The 19,323-nt window shown below is 37.6% G+C and carries 19 protein-coding genes; 8 read left to right on the plus strand and 11 right to left on the minus strand.

Annotation, left to right across the window (positions count from 1 at the left end; genetic code table 11):
• Positions 1 to 236 precede the first annotated feature (236 nt).
• Positions 237 to 884: an energy transducer TonB gene (locus FN756_RS11270; RefSeq protein WP_262709403.1), complete on the plus strand. Its 648-nt coding sequence runs from the start codon at positions 237 to 239 to the stop codon at positions 882 to 884.
• Positions 885 to 1,164: 280 nt separating this feature from the next.
• Positions 1,165 to 1,614: a 3-oxoacyl-ACP synthase gene (locus FN756_RS11275; protein ID WP_142604218.1), complete on the plus strand. Its 450-nt coding sequence runs from the start codon at positions 1,165 to 1,167 to the stop codon at positions 1,612 to 1,614.
• A 92-nt stretch (positions 1,615 to 1,706) separates the two neighbouring features.
• On the opposite strand, the gene FN756_RS11280 is transcribed toward FN756_RS11275, so the two are convergent.
• The 4 genes from FN756_RS11280 to eno all read right to left on the minus strand — a co-directional run bounded on the left by FN756_RS11280 (position 1,707) and on the right by eno (position 4,846).
• Entirely contained in the window at positions 1,707 to 2,060 is a 354-nt protein-coding gene (locus tag FN756_RS11280) for an arsenate reductase family protein (RefSeq protein ID WP_142604219.1), read from the minus strand.
• A 113-nt stretch (positions 2,061 to 2,173) separates the two neighbouring features.
• The gene (locus FN756_RS11285) at positions 2,174 to 2,977 is read right to left on the minus strand and encodes a universal stress protein (protein WP_142604220.1); all 804 of its coding nucleotides are present in this window, start codon (positions 2,975 to 2,977) and stop codon (positions 2,174 to 2,176) included.
• 69 nt (positions 2,978 to 3,046) lie between these two features.
• On the minus strand, positions 3,047 to 3,352 hold the full coding sequence (locus FN756_RS11290; RefSeq protein WP_142604221.1) for an FtsB family cell division protein: 306 nt from the start codon (positions 3,350 to 3,352) through the stop codon (positions 3,047 to 3,049).
• A 198-nt stretch (positions 3,353 to 3,550) separates the two neighbouring features.
• Positions 3,551 to 4,846 (minus strand): phosphopyruvate hydratase, encoded by a 1,296-nt coding sequence (gene eno / locus FN756_RS11295; protein WP_142604222.1) that lies wholly within the window; start codon positions 4,844 to 4,846, stop codon positions 3,551 to 3,553.
• 377 nt (positions 4,847 to 5,223) lie between these two features.
• Here eno and FN756_RS11300 point away from each other — a divergent pair, with 377 nt between their 5' ends.
• Positions 5,224 to 6,393: a glycoside hydrolase family protein gene (locus FN756_RS11300; RefSeq protein WP_142604223.1), complete on the plus strand. Its 1,170-nt coding sequence runs from the start codon at positions 5,224 to 5,226 to the stop codon at positions 6,391 to 6,393.
• Between the two features lie 217 nt (positions 6,394 to 6,610).
• Here FN756_RS11300 and FN756_RS11305 read toward each other — a convergent pair whose 3' ends face one another.
• Complete coding sequence (locus FN756_RS11305) at positions 6,611 to 7,576, minus strand: AraC family transcriptional regulator (protein ID WP_142604224.1); 966 nt, start codon at positions 7,574 to 7,576, stop codon at positions 6,611 to 6,613.
• Between the two features lie 740 nt (positions 7,577 to 8,316).
• A complete protein-coding gene (gene carA, locus FN756_RS11310; protein ID WP_142604225.1) occupies positions 8,317 to 9,414 on the minus strand; it encodes a glutamine-hydrolyzing carbamoyl-phosphate synthase small subunit in 1,098 nt (365 codons plus the stop codon).
• Between the two features lie 179 nt (positions 9,415 to 9,593).
• Between carA and panB the strand changes: the two genes are divergently transcribed.
• The 3 genes from panB (at position 9,594) to FN756_RS11325 (ending at position 12,600) form a co-directional block, all read left to right on the plus strand.
• On the plus strand, positions 9,594 to 10,409 hold the full coding sequence (panB, locus tag FN756_RS11315) for a 3-methyl-2-oxobutanoate hydroxymethyltransferase (protein ID WP_142604226.1): 816 nt from the start codon (positions 9,594 to 9,596) through the stop codon (positions 10,407 to 10,409).
• Between the two features lie 143 nt (positions 10,410 to 10,552).
• Positions 10,553 to 11,263 carry an RluA family pseudouridine synthase gene (locus FN756_RS11320; RefSeq protein WP_142604227.1) on the plus strand — a complete coding sequence of 237 codons (711 nt, stop codon included), beginning with the start codon at positions 10,553 to 10,555 and terminating at the stop codon, positions 11,261 to 11,263.
• A gap of 44 nt (positions 11,264 to 11,307) precedes the next feature.
• The gene (locus FN756_RS11325; RefSeq protein WP_142604228.1) at positions 11,308 to 12,600 is read left to right on the plus strand and encodes an NCS2 family permease; all 1,293 of its coding nucleotides are present in this window, start codon (positions 11,308 to 11,310) and stop codon (positions 12,598 to 12,600) included.
• Positions 12,601 to 12,724: 124 nt separating this feature from the next.
• On the opposite strand, the gene FN756_RS11330 is transcribed toward FN756_RS11325, so the two are convergent.
• The 3 genes from FN756_RS11330 to FN756_RS11340 all read right to left on the minus strand — a co-directional run bounded on the left by FN756_RS11330 (position 12,725) and on the right by FN756_RS11340 (position 16,087).
• Positions 12,725 to 13,975 (minus strand): NADP-dependent isocitrate dehydrogenase, encoded by a 1,251-nt coding sequence (locus FN756_RS11330; RefSeq protein ID WP_142604229.1) that lies wholly within the window; start codon positions 13,973 to 13,975, stop codon positions 12,725 to 12,727.
• 398 nt (positions 13,976 to 14,373) lie between these two features.
• Complete coding sequence (locus FN756_RS11335; protein WP_142604230.1) at positions 14,374 to 15,237, minus strand: N-acetylglucosamine kinase; 864 nt, start codon at positions 15,235 to 15,237, stop codon at positions 14,374 to 14,376.
• Positions 15,238 to 15,514: 277 nt separating this feature from the next.
• The gene (locus FN756_RS11340) at positions 15,515 to 16,087 is read right to left on the minus strand and encodes a GNAT family N-acetyltransferase (protein ID WP_142604231.1); all 573 of its coding nucleotides are present in this window, start codon (positions 16,085 to 16,087) and stop codon (positions 15,515 to 15,517) included.
• 133 nt (positions 16,088 to 16,220) lie between these two features.
• Here FN756_RS11340 and FN756_RS11345 point away from each other — a divergent pair, with 133 nt between their 5' ends.
• Both FN756_RS11345 and FN756_RS11350 read left to right on the plus strand, forming a co-directional pair.
• Positions 16,221 to 17,024: a phosphatase PAP2 family protein gene (locus FN756_RS11345; protein ID WP_142604232.1), complete on the plus strand. Its 804-nt coding sequence runs from the start codon at positions 16,221 to 16,223 to the stop codon at positions 17,022 to 17,024.
• A 59-nt stretch (positions 17,025 to 17,083) separates the two neighbouring features.
• Positions 17,084 to 18,199, plus strand: a complete 1,116-nt coding sequence (locus FN756_RS11350; RefSeq protein WP_142604233.1) for a lactonase family protein — start codon at positions 17,084 to 17,086, stop codon at positions 18,197 to 18,199.
• 57 nt (positions 18,200 to 18,256) lie between these two features.
• Here the strand turns inward: FN756_RS11350 and FN756_RS11355 are convergent, their stop codons facing one another.
• Together FN756_RS11355 and FN756_RS11360 are read right to left on the minus strand one after the other, a co-directional pair.
• Positions 18,257 to 18,778 carry a ferritin gene (locus tag FN756_RS11355; protein ID WP_142604234.1) on the minus strand — a complete coding sequence of 174 codons (522 nt, stop codon included), beginning with the start codon at positions 18,776 to 18,778 and terminating at the stop codon, positions 18,257 to 18,259.
• Positions 18,779 to 18,910: 132 nt separating this feature from the next.
• Positions 18,911 to 19,282 (minus strand): hypothetical protein, encoded by a 372-nt coding sequence (locus FN756_RS11360; protein ID WP_142604235.1) that lies wholly within the window; start codon positions 19,280 to 19,282, stop codon positions 18,911 to 18,913.
• Between the last annotated feature and the right edge of the window lie 41 nt (positions 19,283 to 19,323).

A 19,323-nucleotide genomic window follows, 5' to 3' on the forward strand; every position in this document is an offset into this window, starting at 1 on the left:
CTTGATTCTTAAATAAAAGATTTCAAAAACAGTATGCTGAAACACCAATCATTTTTAATCCTTGCTTTACCGCTAATTACCATTTCATTAAGCGCTTTTAACTACAGCAAACCTGCGGCTGATTTAACAAAACCGATAACTACCACGGTTTGCATTACAAATGACTCTCTTGAGGTTATAAACGCCGCCGATGAATTACCTCAGTTTCCCGTGGAGACTCAAAGCTGTTCGATTTTATTAATCAAAATCTTAAAACACCAACTGAGGTTCGTCTTAAAAATGTCTCGGGCTACGTAATGATCAAATGTCTTATAGCTGCTGATGGCTCTATCAAAAACGTGGAAGTATTAAAAGGAATTGGAAGTGGATGTGATGAAGAAGCCCTCCGGATAGTTAACCTTATGCCTAAATGGCAACCGGCTCTGAAAAACGGGAAACCCGTTTCTCTTTATTACAACTTTCCCATTTCGTTTAAACCTATTGGGGAAGTACATATTATAAGAGCATCCCGCAACCCAGAAAAAACAATCGTAGCAGGATCATCTTCTACAGACAGCCTGATAAATAATTCAGATATTTTTTACCATGTTGAAGAATTTCCTGAGTTTCCGGGCGGAATGAAGCAACTTGTTAAGTTTATCGGTAAAACTTTGCGATACCCTGCATTTGCAAGACGAAATAGAATTCAAGGAAAAGTCATAAGTGATTTTGTAATAACAGAAGACGGTTCTGTATCAGATATAAAAGTATCACAAGGAATTGATTCCGATCTTGATGAAGAAGCCCTTCGTGTTATCAGATTAATGCCAAAATGGAATCCAGGGAAACGAGATGGCCAACCTGTAAGGGTTCACTATACCTTTCCTATTATGTTTAAACTATAGGACCCCGAAAGATCCAAAACTGCACTCAGTTGTCTTAAGTCTTAGCGATAGCGCGACTTAAGACTGCAAATTAAAATAGGGTCTCTGACCCGGGATAAAGCATAAAACTACAGCAAGGCTGCCTGTAAAAAGGTAGCCTTGTTGTTTTTGAGGTAGAGAGTTGCACTTGCAAAGTGTAAGTCTTGCACAATTCAGTAAGCGTAACTTCATGGTATAAATTAAATAAAACGGAAGTGGTCACCGAAACTTTGAAGCAGAAATCCGTTTATTTGCAGGTTCTATGGATATCAAACAACAACTTTATATTGCCTGCAAACACTATATTGAACAACGAATAGCCACTATTGAAAAGGCGATTCAATCGGCACGCGAAGCTTCAACCGATGACACCAAAAGCAGCGCGGGTGACAAATTCGAAACCACCCGTGAAATGATGCAGCAAGAGATTGACAGAAACAGCACCCAATTAACCGAAGCCTTAAAGCTGAAACAAGTGCTAATGGCCATAAAGCCTGACCATAATTCTACAGTTATTCAGCCCGGAAGTTTAGCCATAACCAATAATGGCGCGTTTTACATTGCCATAAGCGCCGGGGCCTTAACCATTAATGGAACTAACTATTTTGCGGTTTCTTCGGCTTCACCTATTGGGCTTTGCTTAATGAAACTGAAAAAGGGCGACTCTTTTCAGTTTCATGGAAAAGCTTATTCTATTTCAGATGTTTATTAATGTTTCGCACTACCAAGGGGTCACCCCACTCGATCCAGTCTTCCTTTTGGAGAGACTGGTGCGACATAATGCATCAAGTATTCAGTATAACATTACTTCAACTCCTGTATCATTTCTTCAACCACTCTGGGATTATTTCCAACAAATATTTTATCTCCGGCGACCACGACCGGGCGCTTTAAAAAAGTATATTCTTGTAAAATGAAATCACGATAGTCTTTCTCGGTAAGCGACCGCTCATGTAGGCCCATTGGTCTGAATTTCTGCGATCTGCGGCTAAAAAGCTCTTCATAGCTTCCTGCCAAACGTTTCATTTCATCGATCTGTTCGGGAGTAATCGCTTGTGTTTTAATGTCCTGCTTTTCAAAGGTTATTCCTGCTGCTTCCGCTTGTTTAATAATTTTTTGACAGGTGCTGCAAGTGGTAAGGTGATAAATTTTCGCCATTTATGTTAGAAAAAGATAAAGTTGAAAGAATAAGTATAAGGCAAATTTGCTAGTTCTAAAGCATATTTGAAATTATTTTACTTTAATATTTCAGCCTAAACGGAATCGAAACCTTAAATATGATAAGCCAATAATGGTACATGGATGTGTTCCGCCAGTTTTTTAGTTAAACTAGGGGTGAATACTTTTTCAAGCAAATTGCGTTTGTGAGCAATTACAGTGAGTAAGTCAACTTCATTGTTTTCAAGATATCCAATTAACCCTGCTGAAACACTTGGAGCATTCCTGACTACAATGCGCGAATGTTGCGATTGCGAAACAATGTTCAGCTCATTCAAAAGTCCTTCGTCTTCATCATGGGTATTGATCTTAAGCACTGTAACCTCTGCATCTAATTTTTTTGCATACTCAATGGTTTGATTCAGAAATTCGGCTTCCGGGGATCTGAACTGGGTTGCAAAGACAATCTTTTTTATTGGTTTTACTTCTGTTTTTTGCGGAACAACCAATACAGGACAATGGACACTGTCCATTACCCAAGAAGCATTGCTGCCAAGTAATTTCTCAATGATGTCACTGGTGCCTCGGGTACCCATTACTACCATATCCACTTTGTTTTCTTTTATAACCGTTTCAATTTCTCCTGCTATTGAAAATCCACGGAGTACGGTTGCGTCTACTTGTATTCCTTGGTTTTCCAAGTCTTCTTTAAGCTTGGCAATATGCTCTTTTGAACTTTGTTCTTGTTGGTCCAAGATGTCAACCACAAGTTCAGGCGGCATGTTTGGGTCAGAAACCGTTTGATTGATGTGCAGCAGTTTTATTTTGTAGTTGTTCAGGAGGGCAAAATCTGTTGCATACTTAATAGCTTTCGAGGCAGCTTCTGAGAAATCAGTTGGAACCAGTAATGTTTTCATGACAGAGTAGTTTTCTATATAAAGATAACGTAAACTGGGCTTAAAAGTTCCCTTTAGAAGATTTGGGAATTACTTTTTTTGCTCTTGTTCTTCGGGTATAATGATGAAAATGTCTTCGCCGTCTTTTTTCATGAGGTATTTTTCGCGGGCAAATTTTTCAAGTTGTTGAGGATCAGTAGAAAGTTCATTGAGGTCTTTTTTAACCTTAATGATTTCTTCTTTATAATAATTCTGATCGGTTTTAAGCTGAGCTAGCTTTTGACGGTATTGATATTGTGATAATAAATCGTTGCGATCCAAGAAAAGCATCCAGATAAAAAATACGATAAGCGTGAGGTAGTATTTGTTTCTGAAAATGGATACAAGTTTTTTCATGTTCTTCATGCTAATTATCAGTCGATTAAATTCTTGTGTGAATTCTAATCAACCACAGCCAAATTTAACCAGAAGATCGGGATAAACAAATGGCTTTTAACGCCAGGAAGTAAGAAGTAGAAAGCGTGTTTTTGGGAAATTAGAACAGCCTGAAGATGTTCAGGCTGTTCTATAAACTAATGACTATTAATTTATTAACTATTTCTTAGCGTATTTGAAATTTTTACCCAAGAAACGTGCGGTATCGCCAAGTTCTTCTTCAATACGAATCAACTGATTGTATTTTGCAATCCGGTCAGAACGTGAAGCTGAACCGGTTTTAATTTGACCGCAATTTAATGCTACGGCAAGGTCGGCAATGGTGTAATCTTCAGTTTCGCCAGAACGATGACTCATTACAGACGTATAGCCTGCATTTTGAGCCATAGTAACTGCATTGATAGTCTCGGTTAATGAACCAATTTGATTCACTTTTACCAAAATTGAGTTTGCAATTCCTTTTTCAATACCGGTTGATAAACGCGTTACATTGGTAACGAATAAATCATCACCCACTAATTGGCATTTATCACCAATTGCTTCTGTAAGTTTTTTCCATCCATTCCAATCATCTTCTGCCAAACCATCTTCAATTGAAATAATTGGATATTTTTCAACCCATGATTTCCAGTATTCAACCATTTCATCGCTAGTGAATACTTTGTCAGGGTTTGATTTGTAGAACTTGTAAGTATTGGTGTTAGCATCATACATTTCAGAAGCCGCAGCATCCATCGCAATGTAAATATCTGATCCAGCTTTGTAACCAGCAGCCTCAATGGCCATTAATACGGTTTCAATAGCTTCTTCATTTGAACCAATGTTTGGTGCAAAACCGCCTTCGTCACCTACGTTAGTTGAATAGCCTTTTTTCTTTAAAACTGCTTTCAAATGATGGAAAACTTCAGTACCCATGCGTAATGCTTCTGAGAATGAAGAAGCTCCCACAGGCATTACCATGAATTCCTGAAAGTCAATTTTATTATCAGCATGAGCACCGCCGTTAACGATGTTCATCATTGGGATAGGTAAAGTGTTAGCATTTACGCCACCAATGTAACGATATAATGGTTGACGTGATTCTTGTGCTGCTGCTTTTGCTACTGCCAAAGAAACACCCAATATAGCATTTGCTCCAATGTTTGCTTTGTTTTCAGTGCCATCCACTTCAATCATAATTTTGTCGATGACGTTTTGTTCAAACACATCCACTCCGCGTAAAGCTTCAGCTAATTTATCATTAACATTTGCAACCGCTTTTAAAACGCCTTTGCCCATGTATACTTTTTTGTCGTCATCACGTAATTCAACTGCCTCATGTGTGCCTGTAGAAGCACCCGAAGGTACTGCTGCTCTGCCTATAATACCATTTTCAGTAATTACATCCACCTCAACAGTAGGATTTCCTCTCGAGTCGAGGATTTGTCTTGCTTTAACGTCTAAGATTAAGCTCATACTTATTTAGTTAGGTTTTTTTAATGTTTCGTAAAGGAATTTGTAATGGGGGTGCTTATTTGTAATTCGTCAGTTATTAAAACTATCCTTACTAGAGTAAAAGCCTGCGAAGGTCAAAAAGCGTTCCGAAGGTAGGGAATTTTCACTGAAAGGACAAAGAATAATCACTATTGTGATTTTAATATTTTGCTACAGATTAGCGTATTTATTGTATTTTTTATCAAAAAAGTTAATCATTTTTAATAATTACATATAATAAGGCGGTTTTTTCAAGGTTTTAGGCGAGATATTAACTGTTTTTCAAATTAGCCTAATTCCTGGCCTTTTTGAAGGTGAATCTTTTGTTATTATGAAAAAATTTGAAGTATTTTAGCCGTATGAAATTCAAATTATATCTGTCGTGTTTTCTCTTTGTTTTTGTTTCGAGTTGTTTTTCAACGAATTGTCATGCTCAAGATAACCTGGACTTTCAGAAATTAATAAAAGAGGTAGACTCCTCGAATATCTTTTATTCAAATGAGCATTACACCTGGTGCAGCAGTGTAATTAAGGGAGAAGATGGTAAATACCATATGTTCTATTCTCGTTGGAGCCACGGAAAAAGAACCTTAGATGATGACTCGATGAATTATATATTCAACGGTTTTAAAGGTTGGTGTAAATACTCCGAAATAGCGCATGCCGTTTCAGATCATCTGACCGGTCCGTACCATCATACTTCAACGGTATTAAAGGGTGATGGTAATCCAGCTCATTGGGATCGCTTCACCATGCACAACCCGCAAATTCGAAAATTTGGAGCATACTATTACTTGTATTACATCAGTAATTCATATGATCCTTCTTTTAAGGTAAAAGATGATTCAAGAATGACTGCTGATTGGAAGCACTGGCTCAAGTATAACTGTACTCAGGCAATAGGAGTGGTCAAAGCCAAGAGTATTAAAGATTTGTTGAATGGCAATTATGAAAAGCCTGAACAGCCTTTAATGAAGCCCGATAATGTAAATACTTTTGAAGTGACTACTAACCCAACGGTAACGCAAGGGCCTGACAAGAGGTTTTATATGATGTACAAATCAAGGAAACCGAATGTTGGCAATATGACATTTTACATGGCCGTTAGTAATAAGCCGGATGGCCCTTATACCTTGTTGGGAGAAGTGTTTACCTCGGCAGAAATGGCATGTGAAGATCCTTGTATGTGGTATGATAAAACAAGAAAACAATTCTATGTAGCTGCAAAATATTATTCACACAGTAAAAAATTAGTTCCTCAATTTGGAGCGCTTGCTTTGCTTACTTCTGATGATGGATTGAATTGGAAACCGGCAGCGCATCCGCTCATCTCATTGAAGGAACTAAAAATGAAAAACGGGAACAAAGTGGAGTTGGCTCATCTGGAGCGCCCTTTTGTAGTTACTGATAACAAGGGAAAACCGATTGCCTTATTTGCTGCCGCATCAATAAATGAGCCGACACAAGGCGATTTGGAGCATCCTGCATTCAATAATAATTCCTTTAATGTCTGTTTCCCGTTAAAATAGGAAGCGTGAAATTAACAGTTGTTATAAAGTGTATTGCAAAGAGGCTGTCTCAAAAGCAAAATTTCCATATTTTTTGTTATGATATTTATAATTAAATATTAAATAAATGAATTTTTGTTATTTTATTTAACCTAAATGCCTGTATTTTGAAAATTTTAATAACAAAAAAGAGGCTGTCTCGACTTTTGAGACAGCCTCTTTTTTGATGTATGGAGCCTTAATTGTTGATTAGGGCTTCATCTTTAAATTTCTTATGAATTGTCTTCTTGTACTCCAATGGTGAACTGCCGGTGATTTTCTTAAATATCCTTGAGAAGTTATAAGGGTCGTCATACCCGATTTTTTCAGCCACTTCTTTAACAATTAAATTGCTTTGAGTAAGCAGCTGACAGGCATAACGGATTTTTATTCTGATAAAAAAGTCGATTGGTGAGAGGCCGGTTTTTTTCTTAAATAATGCAGAATAATGAGAAGCTGAAAAGTTGAATTCTTTCGCGATTTCTTCTGCGGAAAGTCGCCTATGAATGTTTGTTTTCATGAAAGTAATGGATTGCTCTAATGGATCAACTTTTTTAGATTCCTTTATTGTGTATTTGGCTTTAGTTGGAAATAAGAAAAATGAAATAAATCTGTACAAGCTGAGATTCGCATAATTCATATTATCCGTACTGAAGCCATCCAGGATGCTACTGTACATTTCTTGCCATAATTCTATTGTTTTTTCATTATAAGGCAAGTCAGTGGGGATAGAAAATCTGTCAAGGTTTAAGTCAGCTTTCAGGTCTTCGATATTCTTGCCGGTAAAATGCACCCAGTAAATTGTCCATGGGTCGTCAATGTCAGATTGGTAACAGTGAAATTGATGAGGGGTTAATAATATAAACTGGTTGGGTTTAACGGTAAAGGATCCTTGTTCGCAAGTGTAATGTCCTTTTCCGTTCAGGCAATAAATTAAAATATAATCGTTGCATCCATTTTCTCTCCTCCTGTAATGGAATTGCGCATTTGGGTAATAACCAATATGGGTAATATAAAACAGATTTAGATGTCGGGCCAAGGCCGATTCAGGAATGTCAATTTGCTGTGCTCCAACAAAGCCATCTATTTGTCTTTTGATTTTAGCATTAGGAGCGCTTTCATCAAAGCTTAAATTTTTTAATGTTTCTTCGTTAGGTTTTTCCATCAATTGTATGTTGTCTAGTAATCCTTCCCCAAATTCATTTTAAATCCATTTCTGGTTAATTCCGAATTCAATTAGGTTACCACTAAATACTGGTTTTTCCCTTGAAAACCAGTAGGATCCATTACTACAATAGCACTACAGTACCTGTTTTTGACCCTTATTTCATTACTACAAATTGTTTAAAGTCAAAAAATACGGGTAAGCAGTAGGGTATTGTGGTTAAAAGAGTTGAATCGTAGCGTTAAATTCGTTCAAGATCAAATAAACCAACTTTAAAAGATTAAGCGTGGTTAACGCTAGTAATACTATCCTGAATTTTAGCGTTTATCCTGTCTGATAATGTTTACATACAAATAGAGTTGAAAGTATTAACTAAAGCAATGTTGTAGTTGAATATGCTATCATTTTAATGAAATTATCCATCAATGTAATGGGTGGCTAATGTTGAATTTGCTATTGTTTTAATAGGATTGTCTATTGTAATTGGATGGAGAGCCGATATTTTTTATTATTCCTAATGCTTTGGTTTGACGGCAACCGGTTTTGATTCTGGCTTGCTGAATGGGAACTTTGAATGGATGGCTGCTTTAATCGCGTTTATGTAGATGGCGGATATGTGCACTTAGATAGGGCGATAAGTATGTCTTAACTCCTTTTACAGGGAACACGATATAAAAAAGGCAGGATTGGTACCAATCCTGCCTTTTTTATATCGTGAATTTTTATTCTTTTATCTTGTTTTAAGCAAGCATCGCAACAAAGTCATCAAACAAATAGCGTGAATCATGTGGGCCTGGCGACGATTCAGGGTGGTATTGTACCGAGAATGCTTTTTTGCCTTTCACACGTATACCTTCAATCGTTTGATCGTTCAGATTTAGGTGCGTAATTTCTACTTTATCTGATTTTCTAACTTCATCAGGATTTACACCAAAACCATGGTTTTGTGAAGTTACTTCGCAGTGATTTTTTATAATATTTTTTACCGGGTGGTTTAAGCCACGGTGACCATTATGCATTTTGTACGTTGAAATGCCGTTCGCTTCAGCCAAAATCTGATGACCTAAACAGATGCCGAATAATGGTTTATCTGCAGCAAGAATTTCTTTTACAGTTTCAATGGCGTAAGGCATAGCAGAAGGATCTCCAGGACCATTCGAAATGAAATAACCATCTGGATTCCATTCTTGCATTTCTTTGAAAGTGGTTTTCGCCGGAAATACTTTAGCATATACATCACGGTTATCGAAATTGCGAAGAATGTTTTTCTTTACGCCAAGATCAAGAACTGCCACTTTGTATTTTGCCTCAGGATTTCCGTAGAAGTAATGTTTTTTTGTTGATACTTCTGATGAAAGCTCTAGACCTGCCATAGACGGGACCTCGGCTAACATCTTTCTAAGTTGATCAATATCCAAAACTTCTGATGAAATGATGCCATTCATAGCACCTTTATCACGGATGTGGCGTACCAAGGCGCGTGTGTCGACATTTGAAATGGCAACAACACTTTCATTCAAATAATACTCTTGAATTGATTCATCAGCCATCATGCGGGAATAGTTAGCGGTAAAATTCTTACAAACTAAACCTGCAATTTTTACCGACTCTGATTCTACCTCTTCACTGTTAACACCATAGTTGCCGATGTGGGCATTGGTGGTAACCATAATTTGACGGTAATAAGAAGGGTCTGTAAAAATTTCTTGATAACCGGTCATTCCGGTATTAAAACAAATTTCGCCGGTGGTGGTTCCGATCTTACCAGCGGCTGTTCCGTGGTAAACTGTGCCATCTTCAAGGAGAAGAATAGCAGGAATTTTCTCGAAAGTACTCATCGGTTGCAAAGGTAAAAAAATCGAGGTACTTTTGGTTTCGTTTACCAATAAATTTACAAAAAAACTGCAAAGACCTCTGATGGCCATTGTTTGAAGGAAATAAAACAGCATTAAACATGCGAATCATTCATCAATGCCTTGTAAAACGCTAAAGAATAAATAATTTAATCCATAAAAAAATGTCTGTCCATACCGAAATACGCAGAATTACCACGAATACTGTTCAGGAAATGAAAGTGCGCGGAGAAAAAATTTCAATGCTAACGGCTTATGATTATTCAACGGCTGTCATCCTTGATGGAGCAGGAATAGATGTATTGCTGGTAGGTGATTCCGCTTCCAACGTAATGGCTGGTTTTGAAACAACATTACCTATTACACTTGATAATATGATTTATCATGCAGGTTCGGTGGTGCGTGGCACAAAACGGGCATTGGTTGTGGTTGATTTACCTTTTGGTTCATATCAGGGAAATTCGATTGAAGCTCTTGCTTCCGCAATCAGAATCATGAAAGAATCGGGTGGTCATGCAGTGAAATTAGAAGGTGGAGCAGAAGTAAGAGAATCAGTAGAAAGAATTATTTCTGCAGGTATTCCGGTAATGGGACACCTGGGCTTAACCCCCCAATCAATTTATAAATTTGGAACCTATACGGTACGAGCCAAAGAAGAGGCGGAGGCTAAAAAGTTAATTGAAGATGCCCATATTCTGCAAGAGGCGGGCTGTTTTGCGATAGTATTAGAAAAAATCCCTGCTAAATTAGCTCAACGCCTTTCTAAAGAGCTGAAAATCCCTACTATCGGAATTGGTGCTGGACAACATTGTGACGGGCAGGTATTGGTGGTGAATGACATGCTTGGTATTACCAAAGGGTTCCGCCCTCGTTTTTTGCGTCAATATTTGAACATGTATGAGCAAATAACAGGGGCTGTTCAAAATTACATCGCTGATGTAAAATCAGGTGATTTCCCGAACGAAAAAGAACAATACTAGTAAATAAATAATTTTGAATTGCGGGTTATGGGGGCACCACAGTCAGCCTGAGTGGAGTCGAGGCGTGTAGCAAAAGAACTTCGACTCTGTTCAGCGTGACGATAGAATCTCCTGCCCGTTATCCTAAAATAAAACCAATCTAAATGAGCTTCGCCTCTGACTTTAATTATAAAGATCTTGAAATCCTGTATGAAGACAATCATATTATTGCTGTTAATAAACCATCGGGTATTCCGGTACAGGGTGATATTTCTGGCGATAAACCACTGATTGATCACGTAAAAGACTATATCAAATATACCTTCAATAAACCGGGCGAAGCCTTTGCAGGATTAATACATCGTATTGATCGGCCGGTAAGCGGAGTTATACTTTTTGCACGGACCAGTAAGGCGTTGGAACGATTTAATGCATTGTTTAAATCAAGAGATATTCATAAAACTTATTGGGCTCTGGTGAAAAATCAACCGCCAAAGCCTGAAGGAAACCTGATTAACTATTTAAAGAAGAATCAGGAGAAAAACACTTCTAAGGCCTATGATACAGAAGTGCCAGGAAGCTCGCGGTCAGAATTAAATTACAAGGTAATCGGTAAGTCTGATTCGTATTATTTAATTGAAGTGGATCCAATTACAGGACGGCATCATCAAATACGCGTTCAGCTTTCAAATATAGGTTGTCCTATCCGTGGAGATAAAAAATACGGCTATCAGCGCTCTAACCCTGATTTGAGTATTAATCTGCATGCCCGTAAAATCAATTTTATTCATCCTGTTAAGAAAGAAGAAATGACCATTACCGCTCCCTTGCCCAAAGATCCTATTTGGCAGTTGTTTGGTGACGTTGTTTCTTAGGAATGTTTTTAATTTGGTATATTCAAGCACCTAACAGCTAAACTATGCTCGAATCCTTATTCAAGCTACGCGAACACGGCACAACGGTTCGAACAGAAATTATTGCAGGCATTACCACTTTTATGACCATGGCCTATATATTGGCCGTGAATCCTGCTGTTTTGGGTACAACCGGCATGGACAAACATGCCTTATTTACCGCCACCGCTCTTTCTGCTGTTATTGGAACGCTGGCGATGGCATTATTGGCAAATCTTCCGGTGGTGGTGGCCAGTGGTATGGGGCTGAATGCTTTTTTTGCTTTTACGGTAGTACAGGGACTGGGCTATAAATGGCAATTTGCTATTACTGCCGTGTTTATTGAAGGTTTACTATTTCTGGTATTAACCTTTTTTAATATTCGCGAATTGATTGTGAATAGTATCCCGCAAACGTTGAAACATGCTATTCCAGTAGGTATTGGTTTGTTTATCACCTTAATTGGTTTAAAACATTCAGGGCTGATAGTAGGTAATGAGGCTACGTTAGTAACCTTGGGAAATATCGCAAATCCACATGTATGGGTGCTATTTATCGGATTAATAGTAACCAGCGTACTTGTGACGCTTGACGTCAAAGGAGCTATTTTAATAGGAATTATTGTCGCTGCTTTTGCCGGAGTTCCCTTAGGAGTTACCGTATTGCCCTCAGGTGCTTGGATTAGTTTGCCTCCAAGTATTTCGCCGATTTTCATGAAGTTTGAATGGACACAGATCTTTACGGCAGATATGGCAATTGTGGTTTTTACATTCCTGTTTGTGAACTTGTTTGATACAGTGGGAACCTTAATCGGTGTGGCCAGTAAAGCGGGCTTGATTTTACCGGATGGTTCATTTCCTAAAGTAAAACAGGCTTTGTTTTCCGATGCTATTGGTACAACCATTGGAGCCGTATTAGGCACAAGCACCGTTACTGCTTACGTTGAAAGTGTGTCGGGAGTGGCAGCAGGAGGAAGAACTGGTTTAACCGCTATGGCAACGGCAGGGATGTTTCTGCTTGCATTGTTCTTTGCGCCGATCTTTCTATTGGTGCCCGATGCAGCAACAGCTCCGGCTTTGATAATTGTTGGATTGTTTATGATCTCCAGTGTAGTTAATATTGATTTTAATGATTTTGGAGAATCCATTCCTGCCTTTATAACCATCGTAATGATGCCATTTACGTATAGTATTGCACAAGGAATTGTTTTTGGAATGCTATCGTTTGTGTTTATTAAAGTTTTTACGGGGAAGGCAAGTCAGGTTAATATTGCTGTTTATATAATAGCTGTCTTGTTTATTCTTAAGTTTTTCTTCTAAAACTAACTTATATATACAGTGTTTTGATTTTATGGTATGAATGTAAAACGAGGCTGTTTCCTATGTTTTAAAAAAACAGGAGACAGCCTCGTTTATTTATTAATAGAAAGATCTATCTTTTCTACTAGCTGTTAACTAATGACTTTTCAAGCTTTGCTTTCAGGTTTTCGTCGATAGCTGCTAAGAAATCTTCAGTATATAAATATTGATCAGCAGTAACTTTGTTTCCGTAGATACAAACTGCTAAGTCTTTAGTCATTTTACCAGATTCAACCGTTTCAACACAAACTTGCTCTAATGCATGACAGAAGTCAATCAAAGCTTGGTTGCCATCTAATTTACCACGGAATTCCAAACCACGGGTCCATGCAAAGATTGATGCAATTGGATTGGTCGAAGTGCGGTTTCCTTTTTGGTGTTCGCGGTAGTGACGGGTAACGGTTCCGTGAGCAGCTTCAGCTTCCATTGTTTTTCCATCCGGAGTAACCAATGTAGAAGTCATCAAACCTAATGAACCAAAACCTTGAGCAACGGTATCAGATTGTACGTCGCCATCGTAGTTTTTACAAGCCCAAACGAAATTACCATTCCATTTTAAAGCAGATGCAACCATGTCATCGATCAAACGGTGTTCATATGTGATGCCTAATTTGTCCATCTCGGCTTTAAATTCACCTTGGTAAACTTCTTCAAAAATATCTTTAAAACGACCATCGTATTTCTTCAAAATGGTGTTTTTGGTAGATAAGTATAAAGGCCATTTTTTCATGATTGCCTGATTAAAGCAAGCACGGGCAAAACCACGGATCGACTCATCGGTATTGTACATCGCCATCGCTACGCCATCGCCTTTGAAATTATACACCTCAAAAGATTGAGCATCGCTTCCATCTTCAGGCGTGAAGGTAATGGTTAATTTACCTTTTCCTTTAGTAACGAAATCGGTAGCTCTGTACTGATCACCGAAAGCATGACGACCAACGCAGATAGGAGCAGTCCAGTTTGGAACCAAACGAGGTACATTATTGCAAACAATAGGCTCACGGAAAACAGTTCCATCCAGAATATTACGGATCGTTCCATTTGGTGATTTCCACATTTGTTTCAAGCTAAACTCCTTTACGCGTTCTTCGTCAGGAGTAATGGTAGCACACTTGATACCTACATTATATTTTTTGATTGCTTCAGCTGCATCAACAGTAACTTGATCATTGGTAGCGTCACGATGCTCAATGCCTAAGTCATAATATTTTATATCTAAATCGAGGTATGGAGTAATGAGTTTATCTTTGATAAATTTCCAGATGATACGGGTCATTTCGTCACCATCCAATTCCACTACCGGGTTGGCAACTTTAATTTTGTTAACTGACATGTGTTAATTTTTTAAAAGTTTTAATAAGAGCGCAAAGTTAGAAAAATATGATAATGTTACCTAGAGGGAACTCGTTTGGTTTTTCACTGAAAATGAAGGTATAGGCCAATAGTATGATCTCATGAAATTCTGATCTGTCTTATTTCAAAAGTTTTTTGTTTGAATTTAATTTATTATCTATTTATCTTATTTTCAGTAAATTAATATGGCTTTCTGCTTCTAGAAATCATGAAAATCAAACGCAAGCCCCTAATGGATGTGAACGAAACTGAAAAAGAATAATGTTTAAAAGGCTATCATCGCATTCAATCGTTTTTCAGTTTCAGAATGCTTATTCGTGGTGACAAAAAAACGGTGTGATTGCTCACACCGTAGTATTCCTATATGTAATACAAAATTTACACTGCTGTAATTTTAAGTTCATTAATGTGGTATTGTACCAAATCATCAATTGGAGAACGTACAATTTTACCCACTTGCATTCCAAACTCAGCACTAACCTCACTTAAGATATCTCTGAAATTATAGCCTACAGAACCGATGCAGTTGAATTTATAATTTTGGTAATCAGGATACCTGCTTACTAAATCACGGAAAAAGGCAGTAAAAGCTTCTTTTACAACATCTCTGGCATAAGGCTGTACATTATTGTTATCGTATACAAACTTGCTGAAGCTCGCCAGATAACGGTTTGGCAATGGCTTTTTATAAAGCTGCTCCATGATCTCTGCGTGCGAATATCCGAAAGTGCGATGGAATGCTTCGGCCATTTCCAATGGCATTGATCCACGCATGTAATCACGTAAAATGCGCTTACCGATATAAGAACCGCTGCCTTCATCACCTAACATGTATCCTAAAGAGTCAACATTCATTGTAATGTCATGGCCGTCATATAAGCATGAATTCGTTCCTGTTCCGAGGATGGCCGCAAAACCGGATTCAGTCCCCAATAATGCACGGGCAGCTGCAAGTAAATCATGGCCAACATATACACGCGCTTTGCTAAAAACTGTTTCCAATGCCTTCGCAACAACATTCTTTTTGTCTTCGTTCGAGCAACCGGCTCCATAAAAGCTTACGTGTTCAATATCGCTAATTTCAATGTTATCGGGAAGGGTGGTTCGGAGTGATTGAATTATGCCTTCAGTATCAATAAAATAAGGATTATAGCCTTCTGTGTTAAAGTAGATCTTTTTGTTCTCTTTATTCAAAAGGCACCAATTGGTTTTGGTTGAACCTCCATCGGCAATTATAATCATAGTCTATTCTTTATAAAAGTTGAATCTCTTTACTAAGCTTAAATTTATCATTGAAGCATTTTTCAAAAATAGCAAAATAGTATAATGTTTGATGTCAAAATAAAAAAAATATTAAGCATTTGTAAACTACTTCGTAATTTGATAGCCGTGTGATTTTTTAATTCAGGAAAATCTATTCATGAAAATCGACTTTAGTCCATGTAATGAGAATGTTAAATGAGAATTAGATTCGGTACATTTTACACTAAGTTGGTTTTTAGTTATTCAACAGAAAGGTTTAAAGGTAATATCTCACCATGGGGCGATTTTTTGATTTCTGATCTACGATTTGAAATTCGGCTTTCTCAAAGGAGGATAGAAAACCAATCCAAGCAAAAGTATCGGGCATTTTCGGATTGTACGGAATAGTAGGATAGGCTTCCAGTACTTTTATATTTTTCTCTTTAGCAAACTGAATAGCTGCTTTTAATAATTCCATCGAAACGCCATTTCGCCTGAAGGGTTTGGCTATAAAAAAACAAGGAATCGACCACACGGCTGTATTATCAATGCGCTTGTGAATTCGGGAGTTTTCAAGTTTTACAAATTCTTCTCTTGGCGACATGGATAACCAGGCAATGGCCTCGCCTTCATAAAAGGCTAGTAAACCTGTCATTCTGTTGTCAAACACAAGTTCCTTCATTGCATCTTTATTGCTCTGGCCTTTTCCTTCTTCAAAATCTGCTCTTTTTAATCTAAACGACATACACCAGCAGCCTCCACATGCTCCTTTTTCTCCAAATAATCGCTCGAACTGATGCCAATTGGAAGGAGAAAGTGGTTCAAAAGTAAGTGGCAATGAATCTGTCATTGATAGAAGAATAAACTTTAGTAAAGATAGAAAATCAGCTTTTCTTTAAGCTTATATTATTTACGTTGCTTTTTACGTTAGTTTGGAATATTACCTTTGATAGCGGAACCAAACAGTATTAGAAAAAGAAGATATGAGATTTGTAAAATATGGCATGTTGTTTTTGGGAATGGTACAACTAAATAATGCAACGGCTCAATATTGTTCTTTTGCCAAAGATACGCTCATTACCAAACACGCCGTTCCTTCCGCATCTTTAAATACGAATACAAATACTCCTTTAAAAGTAAAGCTAAAAGAGGTATTTATACCCATTACTTTTATTACATATGGGGGGGTAGCTTTAAATAATAATGAACTACAGCAGTTTAATATTCATATTCGCGATCAAATAGTGGAAAATCATCCGCAATTCTCCACCAAAATCGATAATTATTTGCAATATGTGCCCTCGGTAGCTGCTTTGGGGTTAAAAGTTGGAGGTGTGCAAGGGCGAAATAGCATGAAGCGGTCTGCATTCATTTACGGAGTTTCAGCAGGGATTATGGCCTTAGCTGTCCGAACACTTAAAAGTACCACCCATGTTCAACGCCCTGATTCATCTAATTATGAATCATTCCCTTCAGGGCATACGGCAACTGCTTTTATGGGTGCTGAGTTTTTGCATCAGGAATATAAATCTGTTTCCCCATGGATTGGTATATCGGGTTATGCTGTAGCCGCCGCAACCGGTGCATTCAGGATGTATAATAATAAACATTGGTTTTCAGATGTTGTCGCAGGGGCAGGGGTTGGTATGCTGTCCACCAAAATTGCTTATTGGATTTTTCCTGATAAAGCCGAATCTGTACACAAATCAGAAACTGCCTACTCATTGCTTACTCCTTTTTTTTATGATGGAAGCGTAGGCATAAATTGGGAATATGACTTCAAGTAATAATTTAGAATTTCTACTTCAATAATTACCTATCTTGGCGTGGCATTAAACATTTTTCTATGAAAAGAACTATCATTATGCTCTTGCTATTTCTGTCATTTTTTGCAAAAGCACAGACGTCTGATTATTACTTACTAGTAGGAACTTATACCGATGGAAAAAGTACGGGTATCTATGTTTATAAATTTAATACGGAGAAGATAACGTTTACCTATCAAAGTGAGGTTAAATCCGAAAACCCATCCTATTTAGCAATTTCTAAAAACCAAAAGTTTGTATACGCGGTTAATGAAAATGGGGAGCATAAAGGAGCAGTATCTTCTTTTTCATTTGATAAAGCAAACGGGCAATTACATTTTTTTAATACTCAACTTTCCGAAGGTGATCATCCTTGCTATGTAACGGTGGATGCTTCGGGTAAAAACGTTATTGCTGCAAACTACAGCTCAGGTAATATTGCTGTATTTAAGACCAAGACAGATGGTTCGTTAACCCCGATTGCTCAAAATATAGTGCATCAGGGAAAGGGCATAGTGGCTGATCGCCAGGAAAAAGCACATGCGCATAGTGCTAATTTTACTCCCGATGGCAATTATGTGTTGGCGGCTGATTTAGGTAATGATCGTTTGTATCAATATAAATTCGACTCTGTGAAAAAAGAAGTGCTAAGTGAGGCGAAGCCTGCCTTTTATACTCTCCAGCCTGGTTCCGGCCCGCGCCATTTCGAATTTCATCCCAATAAAAAGTATTGTTATTTATTAAACGAGCTTACTGGAAAAGTGGCAGTTTATAACTGGTCAAACAATAATTTAAAGTTAATTCAAACCATAACCTCCGATTCAACTGCCGGGGTAGGAAACAAAGGAAGTGCAGATATTCATTTAACCCCGAACGGTAAGTTTTTATACACCAGCAACCGGGCTAAAGCAAATGATATTACTGTTTATAAGGTAGGGAATGATGGTAAGTTAAGTATGGTCGAGCATGTTAAGGTAGGCCTTCATCCTCGAAATTTTACGATTGATCCTTCGGGTAAATTACTGTTGGTGGCTAATCGTGATAGTAATACGATACAGGTTTTTAAAATTAACGCAAGTAGTGGAAAATTAGAAAAGACAGATGTAATACTAAGCATTGATAAACCCGTGTGTTTGAAAATGGTTCCCGTAAAATAAGCCATAAAAAAAGAGGCTGCTTCAATCGAAACAGCCTCTTTTTTAGGTATTTGCTATTTATTCCAATCCTAATTTTTCGATCTCATGATCAATGCGGAATAATCCGGTACCTTCCGTTCCTATTAATTCATAGAGTTCAATGGCTCTGCGTGCGGTTTTTTCTTCTTCTAATTGTTCATCTAAAAACCAATCTAAAAAGCGAGCGGTTTGAAAGTCTCTGGATTTATTACATTGTTCCACAATTTTATTGAAGCTTTCAGTGATTTTTACCTCCATCTCCAGAGAGGCGAGCAATAAATCATGCAAGTTGTTGAAGTTTTTAGGAATGTCTTTTACATCAGGTGAAATCGGATGACCTCCCGCGTCAGCGATGTAATCAAAGATTTTCATCATGTGGTTACGTTCTTCTCCTGATTGCTTACGATAAAAATTTGCAGTTCCTTGTAAACCTTGCACGTGGCACCAAGCCGACATCGCTAAATAAGCCGATGAAGAATGTGCCTCCATTGCGATTTGATCGTTAAGAAGGTCTTGAATATTTTCTTGTAAGGAGGTTTTAAATCTAAGTGCAGTTTTCATGGCGAAAAAGTTTGTTAAAACCAATTTACGCCAATGTTTTAGAAAAGGCTTGAAAATAAAATAATTTGGAAGCTTTTTAAATAAATCGATTGAGCCTGACAATATTCAGCCCGAGTGCAAACAAATAAGGGATTAGCAATTGACCAGTTCTTCTTCCGAGGGAATGGTAAGATCGTGTTGCATCGTAACTCCTGATCTTGAAAGCATATCTTTTAGAGAAAAATAAAAATAGGCTGTGTTTGTCAGATCTCGAAGGCGAAGCGCATTATGAAGTTCAAAAACGACTGCTTTACTTTTAATGCTTAAACCAATACGATGAAAATCGTCCTTAGGATCCGTGTCTAACAAAATCCCTTTCCAGTCGGTATCGTTTAAACGCTGACGAAGCAACAAAAACTCACAAATTCGGAGCGATGTTTTTTTACCGTTTAAGACTAACTGTAAACAAGCTTTTGACGAATCATTAAAAATTTCACCTAATTCGTTCTGGCACAATAATATCATGCGCCAAAAATACAGTTATTTAGATTTAATACAAATAAAAA

The organism is Solitalea koreensis, from assembly GCF_900182575.1.
Taxonomy (GTDB): domain Bacteria; phylum Bacteroidota; class Bacteroidia; order Sphingobacteriales; family Sphingobacteriaceae; genus Solitalea; species Solitalea koreensis.